The sequence below is a fragment of the Paenibacillus sp. QJM3NY_38 genome (assembly GCF_056173265.1).
Window position 1 is genome coordinate 3,740,981 of the sequence record NZ_CM149665.1, and the last position, 17,373, is coordinate 3,758,353.

Below are 17,373 nucleotides of genomic sequence, written 5' to 3' on the forward strand. Positions count from 1 at the left end.
AGACAGGTGATGCATGTTGAATAACGTGAATGTTCAAGAAGAAAGAGCCCATAAGGATCTAATGCAACTGAAGCAGCAATTCGAGAATCCGGATGCCACCTATCGCCCGCAGCCGTTCTGGTTCCTGAATCATGAGCTCACGAAGCCGGAGCTGGAAAGCCAGATCCAATCGATGCATGAAGCGGGTGTCGGCGGTGTTGTTCTGCATGCGCGTCATGGGATGCAAACCTCTTACCTGTCACCGGCATTTATGGAAGCTTTGGAGTTCTGCACCCTGGAGTGCAAGAAACGTAATATGGTCGTCTGGCTGTACGATGAGGACAATTGGCCAAGCGGAACGCTGGGCGGGAAACTGACGCGTCAGCATCCGGAATATCGCATGCGTTACTTAAGGATTGAAGAGAAAAGATATACATTTGACGGACAACAACAAGGATTGAAGCTGGATTTTGCGCGTTATGATCACAATGAGCTTATTGCCATCCTGGCTTATCGCGCTGCCATGCAGGACGGGGAATGGCTGCTCTGTGATGAACCGGAGGATCTTACGCATGTATGGGGTGGGGAATGGACGCCGACTACGGAGGATCCTTATATCGTGCTGGCCTGCTGGTCCTGCGAGATCGCGGAAGGGATCACGTTTGCCAATGGGTACTACTTGGATACGTTAAATCCGGAAGCCGTTCAGGCTTTCATCCGAATGTCCTATGATCCGTTTCAGTCCTTGCAGGAATACTTCGGCACAACGATTCAGGGCGTTTTCACCGACGAACCCGGGCTAATGATCCACGATGGTTTCTTTGGGGTAGAAGCGATCCGGACGGCGGTTCACGATGTGAGTGCTACGCTGCCGGGCATGGTCTTCGCTTGGACGGAAGGAATGGCGGAGCGATATCAGCAAGAGAACGGCTATGATCTCATCCCGCGGTTAGGCGCCTTGTTATATAACATGGCTGATGGCAGCCGGTCAACGAAACAGCAATATTATGATACGATAACACGTTGGTATGTTGAGGGCTATCATCATGCGATTCGTTTATGGTGTGAGCGGCATGGACTGCTCTACATCGGTCATACGCTCGAAGAGCCGGTCTGGGGACAGGCTAGATCGCAAGGCAATCAGACCCGGGTGCTGCAGCAGTTTCACTACGCTGGCGTGGATTATTTAACGCCCGGCATCGGCACGAAGGAGAATCCGCATCGAATCGTATCGGTGAAGACGGCAGCTTCCGTCGCTCAGCTGAACAGCAAGGAACGGGTGATCTGCGAATCGTTTGGCGCAAGCGGTCACGGCTATTCCATGCGAGAGCGGCGACTGGATGCCAATTTCATGGCATTTCTGGGCGTTAACCTCTTCATCCCGCATGCGTTCTATTACTCGTTTGCCGGGTATCGGAAGACCGATTTCCCGCCGACGGAATTCAAGCATGCGCCTCATTGGCCGCATTATCGTGCTTTTGCCGACTATCTCGGTCGACTGAGTCTGCTTGGCGCGAGCGGTAAACGTACACCGGAGGTTCTTCTGTTGTCACCTATCCATACGGTATACGAAAATATGTTCGTATCCGGTCAATCGAATAAACATCCCGCTTCCGATATTCTATTCTCACTCCTGTCGGATCGGATGCTTCGCAGATCCATTGATTACGACTATGTAGACGAAACTCAGCTTCGCGAAGCCAGCCTTATGGATGGAGTAGGGGTACGATTTAACGGATGTGCGAACATATATTCGTCTTTGATTATGCCGGAGATTGAGGTCATGTCGAAGGACATAGCCGCACAGCTCGTTTCTTATGTTAAGCAAGGCGGTACTCTCATTGCCGTAGGAGCGATACCGCAGCATAGCGAGTGCTTGCATCATGATCCGGAACTGGCGAAGCATATGCATGCGCTGTTTGGTTCGACTCCGCAGCATAATGAATTACGATCCATCGGCAAGGGGTATACTCTGTTTTATTCCCTGGAGAACCTGCCATTTCCTGATCCGATTGATTCGTTGTGTGAACGTGTAAGCGGGTTATTAAGGAAAACTCCTGTTTTACGATGGAAGTTGATCGAAGGACAACATGAGGATTTGATTAGTGTGGAACGTGTGTTCGGGTACCGGGTATTTGTGTGGCTGATGAACTGGTCGGAGAATTCCGTTTCCATGAAGCTTGATGCAATGGAGGCGAAGTACCGAATCGAAGAATGGGGCTTGGAAAGCGGAGAAATACGCCGGTTAGCCAGCGATTTCGTTCTTACCTATGCACCTGGAGAGCTGCGAGTGCTCTCGGTTGTACCTGAGGAGAGCCCAAATGGTTCAATAGAACAAATGTTCGATATGGAGTGGGAAGCCGGGGATGTAGTCCTTCTTGATAATCTATGGCGTTTCCAGACACTCGAACCTAATGTTCTATTACTGGACCAATGGCAGGTCACGCTGAATGACCGACAGTCCAGGATGAACGCTACGATGCCTGGGCAAGTGAACACGTATCGTACAACGTTTACCATGACGCAGGAATTGCTCGAACGCTTGCAATCACCGAGCGGTGGCGGGCTTCCGTATCAATCCAATAACAACCCATCACCGAAGATCGAGCTCATTCTAGACGATGTGGAGCAGAAAATCCCTTCCCATATCGGTTTCCTGCAGCGCAGGCGTAACCTTGAAATCTTCGTGAATGGCGTAAGACAGAATGCGCTGCAGCCCTCTACTTGGCAGGATCAACACTATGCTAGCGTGGATATCACGCCGCATTTGTTAGCGGGTGAGAACGAACTTGAGATTCTGACGGTTTCATTGCTGGAGCCGATGCCGGCCATTTCATTTCCTGCATTTTTGCTCGGACCCTTTGTTATAGAAGATCGGATGAGGCTAAACGCGAGTCCGGAACATATGTTTGGTTGTTGGGCTTCTGCCGGCTATCCTTATTATGCGGGAGCGGGAGAATATTCACAGCAAGTGGATCTGACCCAAGTTAGCTTGGCTCCAGATGAGGAATTATGGCTGGAGGCTGAAGATATAAGGGAGACAGCTTCTTTATATGTGAATGATATGGAGGTAGGGATTCGATTGTGGCCTCCTTATCACTGGGACATCACGCCATATGTTGAGCAGGGGAGCAATTGGATTACCATCCGGGCAGCCAATACGCTGGAGAACTTATATGGAAAGACTGCATTGCCTTCCGGGATGAATGGAAGGGTGAAGCTGGTGCGTCGAACTTTGTCTAAAAGATTGTAATCTTAAATGGATAGCTTTGAAAATGACTGCAGCCGAGGTTAGGTTGTAGTCATTCTTTTTAAAAGGTTTACATAATATTTAATATGTAATCTTAAAGATTTGAAGAAAATGGCGTATTCCGAGTTTGATGGGTGATATTTTTTCATAGAGACATATTGAATAGGGAGCTTCATTCTTACACAATCAACGATTTACGATAACATTCTCTTCATCATGGAGGCTTACACTTAAGAAGTTTGACGAACGATATCAATTTGGAGGTGCCATGAAGTGCAGCTAAAGAAGAAAACCATCATGGTTTTGGCGCTCAGCTTGTCCATTTTTTCGCAAGGCATGATCGTTCATGCAAAGGAAGATGGGGCTAGGATTAGGCCGGAAGGAAGCGGCAAATGGATGACAGGGGAGTATCACTCGCATACGTATCAATCCGATGATGCCAGCCAATCCCTGCAGGAACTGCTGGACAACGGATTCCAGAAATATGGCTTGGATTGGATCGCGGTCTCCGACCATCTTAGAGTTTCTAAACGGGACGACGAGGGAAATCCTCTTGCCGGCGGATCTATTCCGTTCTCCATGGGAATGGCTCAATACCAGATTCCCAAGATTCAGCAGCTTCAGGAAGCAGGGAAATACAAGAACAAGATTATCTTCTCAGGCTTTGAGTGGGACATGCCTACATATGAACATGTGGGAATCGGTATTATATCAGGTAAATACGGTTCAGAATCGAGCCTCAAGGCAGCCCGTCAGTTCGAGTATCTGTTCACCGATCGCGATGAAGCGATGTTCGATCCCAAAGACGTAGCCGATTGGAATAAACAAGACAGCCGGGCCTATACGACTCCCGAAGATGCCCGAGCAGCACTGGCATGGCTTCAGAAAAACTATGGAAACCGCAGTTATGCATTGCTCAACCATCCTTCCAGAAAAACCGTGTACACCATCGCGGATATCCGGGATTTCAACAATATTGCGCCAAACGTGGTGTTCGGAATGGAAGGCATGCCGGGGAATCAGATGGAGCCTGACCGCGGCGGACTAAACTTAACCACGCCGGAAAACAGAACGTACGGCGGCGCTGATTACATGATTGCCAAGGTTGGCGGCGTATGGGATGCGCTGCTTGGCGAAGGACGCGAATTTTGGAACTTTGCGAACTCGGATTCTCATTTTGAGATCAGTGAAAACCGTTTGTACTCCAGTGGATATTGGCCCGGGCAATACGCTAAAAATTACACTTGGGTGAATGGGGACGACATGCAAAGCGTACTTAACGGTATGCGTTCGGGTAAATCGTTCTCCGTCTACGGCGATTTAATTAACGCGCTGGATTATCGCGTTCGTCACGGGAACAAGCAGGCCGAAATGGGGAGTAACCTGCAAGTGAAGAAAGGGAACCCGATTGAAATTACGATCCGATTCAAAAGTCCGAGTAAAAATAACAACGGTGATCCTGTAACCGTAGATCATGTCGATTTGATCTCAGGCGACGTAACAGGTAAAGCGCAGCCAGGTACGGCGGCTTACAGCAAGAGCACCAACGATTCGACGAAAGTGGTTAAACGGTTTACGAGCAAGGATTGGACAACCGATCGGGATGGATACAACGTGATCACTTATCGGACGAAAGCGACGAAGGACCAATATTTCCGGTTAAGAGGGACGAACCTTGGCGTGAATGTTGCCGGAGAAACCAGCAATGGCGACCCACTCATAGATCCCAAAACGGACATCGAAGACAACGAGCAGCGCTTTGCGGAAATTAACAAACGAAACTACAGCGACCTGTGGTTTTATTCTAATCCGATCTTTGTCAGCGTTGACGACAAGCCGGTTAAAGGCCCTAACAAACAGAGAAAGCATCAGTAGGATGCGACTCGCACTCGATTTATTTAGAAGACTGCCGATGGTTCGGTAGTCTTTTTGTTTTTACACGGAGTATCATGATACATTTCGTAATATGGCTGATGAGACGTTGGTTGTATTTTGTTGCATATCCTATCATTTTATTGTGCAAATTTAACGAAGGGTATAGGCTGTTAGAGAGAGGAGAGATGATATGTTTACGATCGGTGAAATATCCAAGCTTTTTCAGATCGATATCCGCACCCTCCGGTATTACGACGATATTGATTTATTTAAACCGGCAACCGTGGATCATCTGACAAATTACCGTTATTATTCGGTCGATCAATTCGAGCAGCTGAATACCATTCTGTATCTCAAGGCGCTTGGCATCCCTTTAAAGGACATTAAGCTTTTTCTGGATGATCGGGAGATTGACCATATACTAACCCTGCTCAAGGAGCAGCAGCGCAGAACCGAAGAGAAAATTGAGGAATATCAAAGAATTCAGGCGAAGATCAAAAGCCGAATTGAGCAGATCGAAGATGCCTCGAATAAGGAAGAGCTCTACAAAATTCGGGAAGTCGAGTTTCCCGAGAGAGTGATGGTTTTGCTGAAACAGAACATACATAAAAGCGACAATCTGGATATGCCGATCCGATTATTGGAGAACAGCACCAAAATGAAGTCGACCATTTTTCTTGGCAAAGTAGGATTATCGATCTCGATCAATCGTTTAATGCAAAGTAAATTTGATGAATATGACTCCATTTTTGTCATTGTGGAGCAGGAAAGTGCGCGCAGAAGCACTGAGGTCGAAGAGAAGATATGGCCCAAAGGCACTTATATTACGATTCGGTTTGCGGGGACACACGAAGATGCAGCGCCTTATTACAGAAAGCTCCTGGATTATATCGAGGAAAAAGGATACAGCCTGATCGAGGATGCGCTGGAGATCACGTATATTGATTACGGGCTTACCGGTGATCCCTCTCAGTTCGTAACCGAAATTCAGATGCTTGCTAAATAAACGATTGACCCTCCAGCTACTGGAGGGTTTATTCTTTGTATCAAAACATATTTAGTAGGAGAGAACGACTGTGATAGGAACCATTGTAAACGTAACAACCATTGTTGTAGGCAGCACGATTGGAAATGTATTTAAGAAGGGGATGAGCGAAACCTATCAGGACATCCTGATGCAGGCGATGGGTTTGGCCGTCATGGCACTCGGTGTGAATTCGATCGTGAAGTATATGCCGGATAGCCAGTATCCCGTCTTATTCATTATAAGTCTTGCCATAGGCGGTCTGATCGGGGAGAAGCTGAATCTGGAGCAGGGATTTAAAAAAGTGGTGTCGAGGTTCACCAAGGGTAATTTGGCTGAAGGATTAACTACGGCCATTCTGTTGTTCTGCATTGGAACACTGTCCATTATTGGACCAATCGAAAGCGCCTTGCACAATAATCATACTTATCTGTTTACCAATGCCATTCTGGATGGCGTGACATCCATCGTACTGGCTTCAACCTTCGGCATTGGCATCATTCTATCAGCCGTGGCCACATTTTGTTGGCAAGGGTTATTGTACGTGATGGCCGGCGCAGCCTCTGGTTTTATTACGACCGAGCTGTTAACCGAAATATCCATCATTGGCGCCATATTAATTTTTGCTTCAGGCCTTAACATTTTGGGCATACGGAATTTCAAAACCATGAATCTCACGCCGGCGCTGTTGATCCCGGTCGTATTCATTACGCTTAAAAATCTGCTCGGTTATTAATTTCGAAACCCGGATTAAGTTAAGCCATATCTTCATTTCAAGGATAGCCCGCCTATCGATGGCGGGTTTTTTGCTGTTCTTCCATACCACGCTCACGGAATGAACCATTGTTTACCTAGGTGCATAAGTTCTGTGACAATTTCAATAATATAGGAGAACCGAATGCATCTAAGAATTGGACTAGGTGGATAGAGAGAAGGAGGCTTCATCGTTATGAATATAGCTGAACATAAATTGCTGGTCGCAGCGCTAGGCGGCGTTAATGAAATTGGTAAGAACATGTACTTCATTCAGTACGATCAAGATATCGTGGTCATTGATTGCGGCTCCAAATTCCCAGACGAAAACTTGCCCGGCATCGATTTAATTGTGCCTGACTTCACCTATTTGCTGGACCATGCGGATAAAGTCAGAGCTCTTATCGTCACTCACGGACATGAGGACCATATCGGAGGGATACCTTATTTGCTGAAGCAGCTCCCGATCCCTGTATATGGGACGAAGCTCACGATTGAGCTGATTAAAATCAAGCTGAAAGAGCATCGCCTTCTGCGTGATTCCGAGCTTCACACGATCGATGCAAATTCCACCATTGAAGCGGGTGCCATCCATGCCTCTTTTTTTTCAACCAGCCACAGCATTCCGGACTGCGTAGGTATCGTCTTTCAGACACCCGAAGGCAATGTTGTCCACACGGGGGATTTTAAATTTGACATGTCTCCTGTGAAGGGACCATATCCGGATCTGCATCGAATGGCTGATATCGGCAAGCAGGGGGTAAAGGTGTTATTATCCGAAAGTACAAACGCCGAGAGACCGGGATTTACGCCTTCGGAACGTCTCGTTGGCGGACATATCCTGGAAGCATTCGCACAGGCAAAACAGCAGGTATTCATCTCTACGTTTGCGTCGAACGTGAACCGTGTTCAGCAGATCATCGATGCCGCCGCTGAAACAGGTCGAAAGCTCATTCTGCTCGGCCGCAGCATGGTTAATGTCGTCACCGTATCCAAGGAGCATGGCTACTTAAATATCCCCGATGACTTACTGATTGATGCAGGCGACAGCGAGCGTTATCCGCCGGACAAAATTGCCGTGCTATGCACGGGGAGTCAAGGGGAGCCTATGGCAGCTTTATCACGATTAGCCAACTCCAAGCATCCCCATATCGAGATTTTGCCTGGCGATACCGTCATTATTGCTGCAGGGGCCATACCGGGAAATGAACGGAACCTTGCTCACGTGATCGATAATTTGTATGTGCTGGGTGCCCAGGTCATCTATGGCTCGGGTTCAGCATCAGGGATGCACGTATCCGGGCACGGCAGCCAAGAAGAATTGAAATTAATGCTCACCTTGATGAAACCGGATTACTTAATTCCTGTTCATGGTGAATTCCGAATGCTGTATCAGCATCGTCAGCTGGCGGATTCCGTGGGGATCCCTAATGAGAATGTGTTTATCATTCAGAATGGCGACACGATACAAATCCAGCAGGGAGTGGCCTCCTTAGGTCCAAATATCCCTTCAGGCAACAGCCTGGTGGACGGATTGATGATCGGGAACGTAGGCAACATCGTTTTGCGGGACCGTAGACAGCTGTCCTCGGACGGGATGCTTATTATCGTAACCACGCTCAGCAAAACGGAAAAGCAGATGGTGGCGAAGCCTGAGCTCATATCCAGAGGTTTCATCTTCGTGAAAGATTCGGAGGAATTCATGGGTCAAATCCACGATATCGTTATGTCTTCCATGAAGGATTTAACGGAAACCGGGTCCACCCAATGGAATCTGATCAAGCAGACCTTGAAAGATCATGTCGGGAAATTCATATACAGCGAGACAAAGAGAAGGCCGATGATTCTGCCCATCATTATCGAAGTATAAGCCTTTTGAATCATAAAAAAAGCACAGCCTGAAATAGGCTGTGCTTTTTTCAGTGTGATTCGAAACATGGTCTATGTAGGCATACACCCGGATGCGGGCCGCTGCATACACTGCCGATAAGGAATCGCTGAAGGTGTTGTTCTTCCATTCACGTCTGTGAAAAAAAGAATAACACATAATCCGGATTCGTCCACATAACCATTTACAGAATGGACATGAACGTCTTGTCCGATTACCGGAATGGATCCGGTTATTAACGAAAGGAGGAGGATCGGTTTGTCATCCACCCCAGAAGGGAAATGGACAGCGGAGCATGGAAAATGGGCTAAACGAAAGTTCAGATTTACGCGCAATGACTGGATGGGCTATCTATTCAGCGCCCCACTAATTGTTGGTGTCATCGTATTTGCCATTTATCCTATGTTCGCCGCACTGTTTATGAGTTTTCATCAGACATCCGGGCTCAATTTATCCGGCACCTGGGTGGGCCTGAGCAACTACCAATACGCATTAGAAGATTCCATATTTTGGCAAGCGCTTTCAAATACGTTTGTCATGGGGATATGGTCTGTACTGCTTGGAATCGCACTATCATTTGTTTTAGCGAGCTTAATTAATAATCTGAAATGGCATCTGGGACGTAATTTTTTCAAAGCGGTATATTTTCTGCCCAATGTCGTGTCAGGCGTTGCTACAAGCTTGTTGTTCTCCTTCTTGTTTTTTCCGTCCAAGGAAGGGCTGATCAACTTTGTGATTGGTTTGTTCGGCCTTGATCCTGTCGGCTGGTTCACGAACCCGGAAGTGGCCCGTTACAGTATCGTGCTCATGAGTTTATGGGGCGCGCTTGGGTACAACACCATTATTTTTCTGGCTGGTTTGCAGAGCGTTCCACGGGATCTTTATGAAGCAGCAGAAGTGGATGGGGCCGGTACCTACCGGAAATGGTGGTACATTACGATTCCATACTTGCGTCCAATCTTTGTGTTCATGCTCATCATGGGAACCATCGGCGGAATGAAACGGTTTACGGATGTATGGTTAATCGGCGGAACCGCTGGTAATCCGGGGGGAAGCCTGATGACCGTGGTGCTGTATATTTACCGAAATGCGTTTCTCTCTTCGCAGATGGGGCTGGCTACGGCCGTATCCTATCTGTTATTCGTCATCATACTTATCCTAACCGTGTTCCTCATGCTGCTCAACCGCCGCAAAGACAGTTTGGACTAACGCCATTATCCATGATTCGGGTCCGTAGGGGAACCTTATTCCAGAAGACAGGAGGGTAACTATGAGCAGTTCTGCCTTGCCCAAAGAGCCTGTGCGCCGTAAACGAATTACACTTCAACAGCTGATCCTAACACTGGTTCTGTTGGTAGGTTCATTCATCATGATTGTGCCATTCTTATGGATGCTGGTAACGAGCTTCGATTGGGCTGCACGATTAAATATTTCATTCCCACCGAAAATATGGCCGGAGGAGCCATCGATTCGAACATATGAAGCCGCCTTCACCAACATCAATATGTTCCGATATATCGGCAACTCCACGCTTGTAAGTGCAGGAGTCATCCTCATCAGCTCGTTGTCCGCACTATTATCCGGCTATGCCTTATCCAAGCTTCGCTTCAAAGGAGCAAACTTCGTCCTGCTGCTAGCGCTCAGCACGATGATGATTCCGTTCGAAATGACGATGATTCCGCAATATTTGCTGTTCAGTAAACTCGGACTGGTCGACAACTACCTGGCTTTTTATTTGCCGGCCATGAACTATGCGTTCGGTACCTTTTTAGCCAAAGCCTTCTTCGATCAATTGCCCAGCAGTCTAAGGGAGGCGGCCGTTCTGGATGGCGCCAAGGAAATCACCGTATTCAGCCGGGTTTATCTGCCGCTGTGTACGCCTATTATCGCCACCATGGTCATTCTGCTGTTCTTAGGCGTATGGAATGATATGCTGTGGCCGCTGCTGATCCTGAAATCGGCTGCCAAGTACACAATCCAGATTGGATTGGCCATGTTTACGTATAACAACGGTATTAACCAACAGCCATCCATTATTATGGCGGCCACGACTACGAGCCTCATTCCGGTTATCGTCGTTTATATGTTCCTGCAGCGTTATATTATCGAGAGCATTGCGCTATCTGGTATCAAGCAATAATTCAGAATAAAGCTAAATTTATGCGGGGGTGTTGATGTGATGAAAAAAGCTGTGCTGCTTATCCTGTCATTCGTGCTGGTGTTTACATTGGCCGCTTGTTCAGGCAGTTCGGGAAAAGATGTAACAGGCGGCGTTACAATTGAAAAAGTATCGGATATGGAAGGAACGGTTCGCGTTGCGCTGGCAGGCTGGCAGCTGGATAACGGAATCGATGCGCTGACAGGCAACCCGACCATCGGACTCAACGAATATTTGGATAAAACGTTCAAAAAAATGTATCCGAACATCAAGCTGGAGGTTTATCAGATTCCCTGGGAGAACGTAAAAGCCAAACAAACGGCTATGTTGCTCTCCGGCGATGCGGATGTCTTGTATACCGGGGGAGCCTTTGCATCGCAATGGTACCAGGAAGGGCTATTGCGTGATCTGGACGACTTGATCGAAAAGGATACTTCGTTTGACCCGAGCATTTATCTGGAAGGCATTATGAACAACTCTTACAGCACCAAGTCGCCCGATGGAAGCAAGCAGTTTGGGATTCCTGCCGTTCTTGGCCGCCGGATGACCATTTATGATAAGAAGCTGTTTGAAGACTGGGGTGTCGAAACACTCTCGGCACAGCCAGGACCGGACGAAATTCTGGAGAAAGCCAAGCAAATGACGGGCAAAAACCCGAAAACCGGTGAAGACAATTACGGTCTGTATTGGAGCGGCAATTCATTAAATGGATCCACCTTTGTTGCATTAACCCTTGCTTATGGTGCCAAAGGAGCGGAAGGATCGCTGAAAGATATCAAGAACATTAAGTGGCACTTGAATTCACCGGAAATGGTCAAAGTGCTGGAATGGCTGAAAGAAGCCGCACAACTGCCGCCAGCAGGTTTCGTGAATGCCCAGGGAGCTGAAAATTTCGGACTGGAGAAGAACAATATCGCCATTGCCCTTGATTCCACCGGCGGCTCTACGATGAGTGAATACCGGTCGAAGCAGAATAAAGAGCTGCTGGACCGTTTTGAGCCTGTGCTGAACATGGGGCCTAAAGGCGAAGGCTGGGTTGCCGTTGACCCGTTCATCATGGCAAAGAATGCAAAAGATGTGGATGCATCATGGGAAGTGTTAAAGTTTTTGACCAGCTACATGACGCAAAAATATATGTATGAAAACTTCTCCAGTACTCCGACACTTAAAAACGCTGATTTCGTAACGCCGGAAGACAAATTTGTCAAGAAAGCACTCGAAATCGCAAATGTTGGCCACTCGGAGCTCATGGATGAAGCCAATCCGTTCTACATGAGCGATATCGCTCCAGCCATTAACGGATTTATAAGCCAGGCTGCATCCGGAAACGCGCCGGATATTCAGAAATTTCTGGATGACCTGCAGGCTCGTGCTGAGAAATGGTCGGCAAATCTGAAGTAAAGCAGGAGGGGACTGCACTGGGTGCGTATTGGCGTGGTTGAAACGTAAAGTCTACGGAATCGCGGGTTTTCCGCCACATGAGAAGACTGTAGAAAACCTTTGGTAATCTTATCCCTGCAGAGACGGGACTAATCATGATGATTATATGAGTCAAACAACATAATATATTCCAGTATTATGTAAAACGTGCATGATCTCGATGCTGCCCGGAAAAAAACCGACCTATATGGCCGGTTTTTTTGTGATATTTCGTATCTAGATCATTCCGAATAAGGCGATCATGGAGTTCAAAGCAAATAGATATTGAAATCACATAAAATAACAATAAATGGTAAATAATAAGAATATAGAAGGGAGGCAACGTGAAAAATAACAAGGATAACAATGTTCAGGAAGTGCTAGTGATGATTATGAGTTCAGGGGTTAAAATGCTTATGGACTCAAGCTTGTAAGAAACAAACAATAAATGCACATCAAATCTAGAATGTTCAATAAATAAATCCATAAACGGTGTAAATGATAACTTAACGCGAAAGAATCTGGATGATCAGACGAATTAAGATTTATTGAAAAATGTTTGAAACGACCGATGCGATGATCGATATTTATGATGATTGATTAAACCTAGGATTCAACAGCAATTCAAATGAGCTTAAACGAATGAACTGAAAGTTGAAGTTAAGAAATAAAACAAACCGAAAGTGTGATTAAAAACGAAAGAGAACGATACTTAACGATGACTTAAGATAAGTAAATCTAATAATTGCAGAATAAGCAATAAATCAGGGAAAATCAGTTAGAAAACCATCTAAGGCGTTTTTACTTAACATCTGTTTCACAAAACTCGTATTTTGTACATATGTCAAATAATCCGTTTCTTCTGCAATCAGGACATTCTGCGCAGCCCTTTTTCAGTGAATCCTTTGTTGCTATGTCCCATTGCAATCTTATTCATTTGATATCCCTCACTTTAATTTTTTTTTGTAAATCCCATTGTTTTAAACTACACTTTCGCCCGGCTTTGCGTTTTCCATTTGTCTTAAATAACCGTAACCTTGGATAAATCGGCCTCCAGGCCTTTAAGCGCCGCATAGGTCAGTTTATCCATCGTTGCGCCGTCAAAGCAGATGGTTTTGATGGCACGGTAATACTTTTTGGACAACAAAGATCCTTGGAAAGACGAATTCTTGATTACCGCGCCCTTGAACGAAACGCCGTTCAACCCTGCTTTGTCAAACTTGACCCCGATGAAGGTTTGGCCGTCAAGCACCAGCTCTGTCAGATCGCTATTTGTGAAATCCACCCCGTCGAACATACAATTTTCAAAGACGGTGTTTCTAAGATCGGTCATCGTCAGATTGACGTCGGTAAGTTTGGCGTCCAAGAATTTTACGCCGGCCAACCTCGACTTACTGAAGTCGGTGCGCACAAGGACCGTTTTATTGAAGCTTGCATTGGCCAGGTCAAGGGTGGACAGGTTGCAGTCCGTCAGATTCGTGCCGTCAAAATGGGTACCGTGTACGTCGCTGCTCTTAAACGAACTTCCCGTCAAATCAGCGCCCGAAAAGTCGGAACCGGAGAGCGAGCTGCTTTTATACTGTCCATTATGGGCCGTAACGCCTGCAAAGTCGCTTTTCATCAGATTGCTTGCGTTAAAGTTTGTCACTACTTGCCGTTCCTGCGAGTTAGAGGTTTTGGTTTGATTCATAAATATTCACATCTCCCTTATAATTAGTTTTCTAACACCATTACTTTGAATCCGGACCACCTATTCATACCAACCGATGGTATGAATAGGTGTGAAAATAAGCTGCCTTTCGGCAGTTTAGTTTTCTTTGCTGACTTCTCTCGCTGACACTCGAAACAATTCCTCGTATCGTTGATACATTTGCTCATCGAACAGGTCAAGCCCCAGGCCTTTCAATATTTCATCGAAAAATCTTACCTTATGCAGCATCATCTCGGGCGAAGCCTCAATGACCTCCGGGTTTAGCCAAATATTGGTGAGAATCACTAGGACTTCGCTAAGCTCCCTTGGATAGTCGGTTCGAATCGAGCCGTCTCGCATTCCCTGCTCGATGATGGGCTGGATATAGACGGGTACGGCTTTTTCGAGGATGTTCTCGATCTGGGCCGCCAGCAGCTTCGGATTGCGCAAGAGATTCGGCCCCACCGATGCCAGTTCGTTACGGGCAGCATTGTTGAGAGAGGCTTGGGAAATCTTGCGGAGCTTCTCCAGTCCGTTCAGCCCTTTATCATCCCGGATGCCGGACAGCATCTCGTCAACGCCTTTGAACGCATGATCGATGACGGCCTGCCAGATCTCTTCCTTCGACTTGAAGTGGTGATAAATCGCGCCTTTTGTCAACCCGCCCAGTTCATTGATGATATCCTGAATGGAGGTTTGCTCGTATCCTTTTTGCATGAACAGATTAAGAGCCACGGTAAGGATTTGGTTGATGGTTTCTTCCGGATATTTATTTCTTGCCATTCGCCCGCTCCTTTCATACATTCGGTTGGTATGTAACAAATATATCCAATCATCCGTATGATGTCAACCCCCTTTTTGAAGTTTATTTGATTTTAGTTTTTTTCATTGCCCAGTGTTATAGGCTTCTGTATTCAATTGAAGGCGCGGATACGCGGCTATACCACCATCTTCAGACAAAAAAAACCACACCAAACTAGGCGGGGTTTCTGTTTGATACAAATTCATCTTTCAATCTCTGCTAGTCCATCATCAGTTCAACAACTTTTTTTGCGAACGCAGCATAGGATTCGATCAGATCCGGATTTCGATCAATGGCCCATCGAAGGTTATCGAACGCGCTTAATAGCAGCAAATGTCTCATATCAGCTAGGTTTTCTGCACTTATGCCGTACCCGTCTAGAAATGCTTTGAATTCTTCCATATTTGGATTTCCGTCTAGCATTTGGCACCGCATCAGCCAAATCATATCCCCATGCGGTACCGTTCTTACTTCTGCATTGCCCCAATCCAATAATATGACTTGTCCCAACTGATTGATAATCGTATTCTTCAATGAAAAGTCTCCATGGATTAAACCGAAACGGAACCTTTCTTTCTTCAAATTCTCAAACAGTTTTCGCACTCTCTGCGATTTCGTATGATTAATTACTCCAAGCTCAATCAACCGATCATTCTCCGTCAAACTATTGATATTATACTGCACATATCCTAGCCAACTGCCGTCCGATCCTGCATGAGAAGGGGAATGAAACTCACCATGGACCGGATCTATTAGATTTTCCCCATATCCCTTCACTGGGATCGAATGAATAAGTTTGGCATATTTGCCAAGCTGCCTCCAAACATCGGTCTTGAGAACCGTACTATCTGCCCCGTTGTCTCCCTCAACGAAAGCTTGAATCATATATGCGGTTTCATCAATTACACCAATAGTCAACACTTCAGGTCCGGGAATACCAATTGCGGCAGCTTGTTCAATACACCATTTTTCTTTCACATAGCTTGGAAATGCAGCTGAGTTGTTCATGCGAACTACGACTTTGCGATTCTCCGTTTCAACTACGAAAACCTGATTTACGATGCCTTTTCCTATGATCCGGTAAGATGTTTTTATTTTTTCAAGAAGAAAATCGCTTGCAATTCGTTCTGCTTGTGCAGCTACAGTGTCTCCCACAGTTTTTCACCCTCTAAAGTGTCGTATTTCGAATAGATTACCACACTTTTTTTGGAAAGTACGTTTATAATTAAACTAACCTCGCGTTAGTTTAATGAGATAGCTGGGGGAACCTCCCCGCCCGGATACAATGTCGAGCAGGACAAGCGTTTCGGCTGCGAGAGCGGAATACCCGAAGGGATCTCGCTCAGATCCGCAGGCATGCTCGAATATATGGACGCGGTTTCGCTGCTGTATATAATGACTTGCTCCGTATGGCTGCCCCATAGGTCAGCATGGACGGCATAGCCCTCGGAAGGAAACTCCACTACCGCGTTCATATGACCGTCATACAATGTTGGGAATATGCCCCCACCGCGCCGGTATGCCAAAATATAGTCTGGCGCACCTTCCGCCCACCCGCTCAAGGGCTCGATAATCGTAAGCCAGCCGGGTGTCTTGCGGTCTTCCTTCCACACCTCTTGTCCGCTGCTGTCAAGCAGGAATAAGGCGTCTTTGCCAATTAAGCCCTTGCCGTCGTCCTCTCTCACGACTCGATCCAGCCCGGCAATTTGCATTCCCGGCAAGTCGCTTCGGAAGCGCCCGAGCGCTATATGCTGTGACTCGATTGAGCCTTCGTAGCGCCATAATTCCTTGCCGTAACGGTCATACATGACCGTTACGCTGCCTCCGATTACAAGCTTAGGCTCTCCGTCGCCATTCACATCACCGATCCAAATGCAATCGGCGTGATCATCCAAATCACGGCAGCTCCATAACGGCGTGCCGTCATGGTCCAGCAGCGTATAGCCGGCCATCACTTCGTCGTATCCATCACCATCCAAATCATATGCCCAAGGGAAGTGGCCGGGGTTGCCCTCGTGCATCCAGAGCAAATTGAAGTTCCGGTCTATAGCCCACATGCGATGATAACGATCCTTAAGAATGAAATCTCGCCCATTCGGGTTGCCTGTCAAATTCGCAATGATAATGCAGTCGTGCGCCTCAGGGTCCGGAATCTCATGGGACGATCTAATGCTTCCGTCGTGCCCATTGATGACAACGAGTCGGCTACCCATAACGCATAGCACCTCCAACCGGCCGTCTCCGTCGATATCGACTATTTGTGCCGGATAATCCGATCCTTGGCTGCCTGCTCCCGGATCCGGCTTCCCCGTTTGCCAGAGCAGATCCCCCTTTAGATCAAACGCAGTGAGGCACTGCACCTGATGGGGAATATAACGCACGTCTTGGCGGTTGTCGGGCTGCACGAGCAGCATCTCCATCCGGCCGTCTCCGTTTAAGTCGCCGAGCAGCATTTTACAGCGTGGACCTGCCGCCCGTATATCCAGCTTGCCGATGAGTATAGGTTCTTTGATCATCTCTTGGTTCATCCAACTT

Annotated in this window: 12 protein-coding genes; 8 read left to right on the plus strand and 4 right to left on the minus strand. The window is 47.0% G+C overall.

Annotated features, from left to right (window positions below; translation table 11 throughout):
• The first annotated feature begins 61 nt into the window (after window positions 1–61).
• The 8 genes from AC0VZ8_RS17175 (at window position 62) to AC0VZ8_RS17210 (ending at window position 12,328) form a co-directional block, all read left to right on the plus strand.
• A complete protein-coding gene (locus AC0VZ8_RS17175; protein WP_475483792.1) occupies window positions 62–3,232 on the plus strand; it encodes a glycosyl hydrolase in 3,171 nt (1,056 codons plus the stop codon).
• Between the two features lie 270 nt (window positions 3,233–3,502).
• The gene (locus tag AC0VZ8_RS17180; protein WP_475483793.1) at window positions 3,503–5,104 is read left to right on the plus strand and encodes a CehA/McbA family metallohydrolase domain-containing protein; all 1,602 of its coding nucleotides are present in this window, start codon (window positions 3,503–3,505) and stop codon (window positions 5,102–5,104) included.
• A gap of 190 nt (window positions 5,105–5,294) precedes the next feature.
• On the plus strand, window positions 5,295–6,110 hold the full coding sequence (locus AC0VZ8_RS17185; protein WP_475483794.1) for a MerR family transcriptional regulator: 816 nt from the start codon (window positions 5,295–5,297) through the stop codon (window positions 6,108–6,110).
• Window positions 6,111–6,180: 70 nt separating this feature from the next.
• Entirely contained in the window at window positions 6,181–6,864 is a 684-nt protein-coding gene (locus AC0VZ8_RS17190; RefSeq protein WP_475483795.1) for a DUF554 domain-containing protein, read from the plus strand.
• 213 nt (window positions 6,865–7,077) lie between these two features.
• Complete coding sequence (locus AC0VZ8_RS17195; protein ID WP_475483796.1) at window positions 7,078–8,751, plus strand: ribonuclease J; 1,674 nt, start codon at window positions 7,078–7,080, stop codon at window positions 8,749–8,751.
• A gap of 276 nt (window positions 8,752–9,027) precedes the next feature.
• Entirely contained in the window at window positions 9,028–9,978 is a 951-nt protein-coding gene (locus AC0VZ8_RS17200; protein WP_475483797.1) for a carbohydrate ABC transporter permease, read from the plus strand.
• Window positions 9,979–10,039: 61 nt separating this feature from the next.
• Window positions 10,040–10,909: a carbohydrate ABC transporter permease gene (locus AC0VZ8_RS17205; protein WP_475483798.1), complete on the plus strand. Its 870-nt coding sequence runs from the start codon at window positions 10,040–10,042 to the stop codon at window positions 10,907–10,909.
• 39 nt (window positions 10,910–10,948) lie between these two features.
• The gene (locus AC0VZ8_RS17210) at window positions 10,949–12,328 is read left to right on the plus strand and encodes an extracellular solute-binding protein (RefSeq protein WP_071220687.1); all 1,380 of its coding nucleotides are present in this window, start codon (window positions 10,949–10,951) and stop codon (window positions 12,326–12,328) included.
• 1,039 nt (window positions 12,329–13,367) lie between these two features.
• Here the strand turns inward: AC0VZ8_RS17210 and AC0VZ8_RS17215 are convergent.
• From AC0VZ8_RS17215 to AC0VZ8_RS17230, 4 genes are all read right to left on the minus strand, one after another.
• Window positions 13,368–14,036 carry a pentapeptide repeat-containing protein gene (locus AC0VZ8_RS17215; RefSeq protein WP_475483799.1) on the minus strand — a complete coding sequence of 223 codons (669 nt, stop codon included), beginning with the start codon at window positions 14,034–14,036 and terminating at the stop codon, window positions 13,368–13,370.
• A gap of 117 nt (window positions 14,037–14,153) precedes the next feature.
• On the minus strand, window positions 14,154–14,819 hold the full coding sequence (locus AC0VZ8_RS17220; protein ID WP_475483800.1) for a TetR/AcrR family transcriptional regulator: 666 nt from the start codon (window positions 14,817–14,819) through the stop codon (window positions 14,154–14,156).
• Between the two features lie 238 nt (window positions 14,820–15,057).
• Entirely contained in the window at window positions 15,058–15,993 is a 936-nt protein-coding gene (locus AC0VZ8_RS17225) for a phosphotransferase family protein (protein ID WP_475483801.1), read from the minus strand.
• 86 nt (window positions 15,994–16,079) lie between these two features.
• Window positions 16,080–17,366, minus strand: a complete 1,287-nt coding sequence (locus AC0VZ8_RS17230) for an FG-GAP-like repeat-containing protein (protein WP_475483802.1) — start codon at window positions 17,364–17,366, stop codon at window positions 16,080–16,082.
• Window positions 17,367–17,373 lie beyond the last annotated feature (7 nt).

What these genes read in the sequence shown, in the direction of transcription:
- AC0VZ8_RS17175 (WP_475483792.1), top strand. Translation starts at nt 62, where the DNA reads ATGCAACTGAAGCAGCAATTCGAGAATCCGGATGCCACCTATCGCCCG.
- AC0VZ8_RS17185 (WP_475483794.1), top strand. Translation starts at nt 5,295, where the DNA reads ATGTTTACGATCGGTGAAATATCCAAGCTTTTTCAGATCGATATCCGC.
- AC0VZ8_RS17195 (WP_475483796.1), top strand. Translation starts at nt 7,078, where the DNA reads ATGAATATAGCTGAACATAAATTGCTGGTCGCAGCGCTAGGCGGCGTT.
- AC0VZ8_RS17205 (WP_475483798.1), top strand. Translation starts at nt 10,040, where the DNA reads ATGAGCAGTTCTGCCTTGCCCAAAGAGCCTGTGCGCCGTAAACGAATT.
- AC0VZ8_RS17210 (WP_071220687.1), top strand. Translation starts at nt 10,949, where the DNA reads ATGAAAAAAGCTGTGCTGCTTATCCTGTCATTCGTGCTGGTGTTTACA.
- AC0VZ8_RS17215 (WP_475483799.1), bottom strand. Translation starts at nt 14,036, where the DNA reads ATGAATCAAACCAAAACCTCTAACTCGCAGGAACGGCAAGTAGTGACA.
- AC0VZ8_RS17220 (WP_475483800.1), bottom strand. Translation starts at nt 14,819, where the DNA reads ATGGCAAGAAATAAATATCCGGAAGAAACCATCAACCAAATCCTTACC.
- AC0VZ8_RS17230 (WP_475483802.1), bottom strand. Translation starts at nt 17,366, where the DNA reads ATGAACCAAGAGATGATCAAAGAACCTATACTCATCGGCAAGCTGGAT.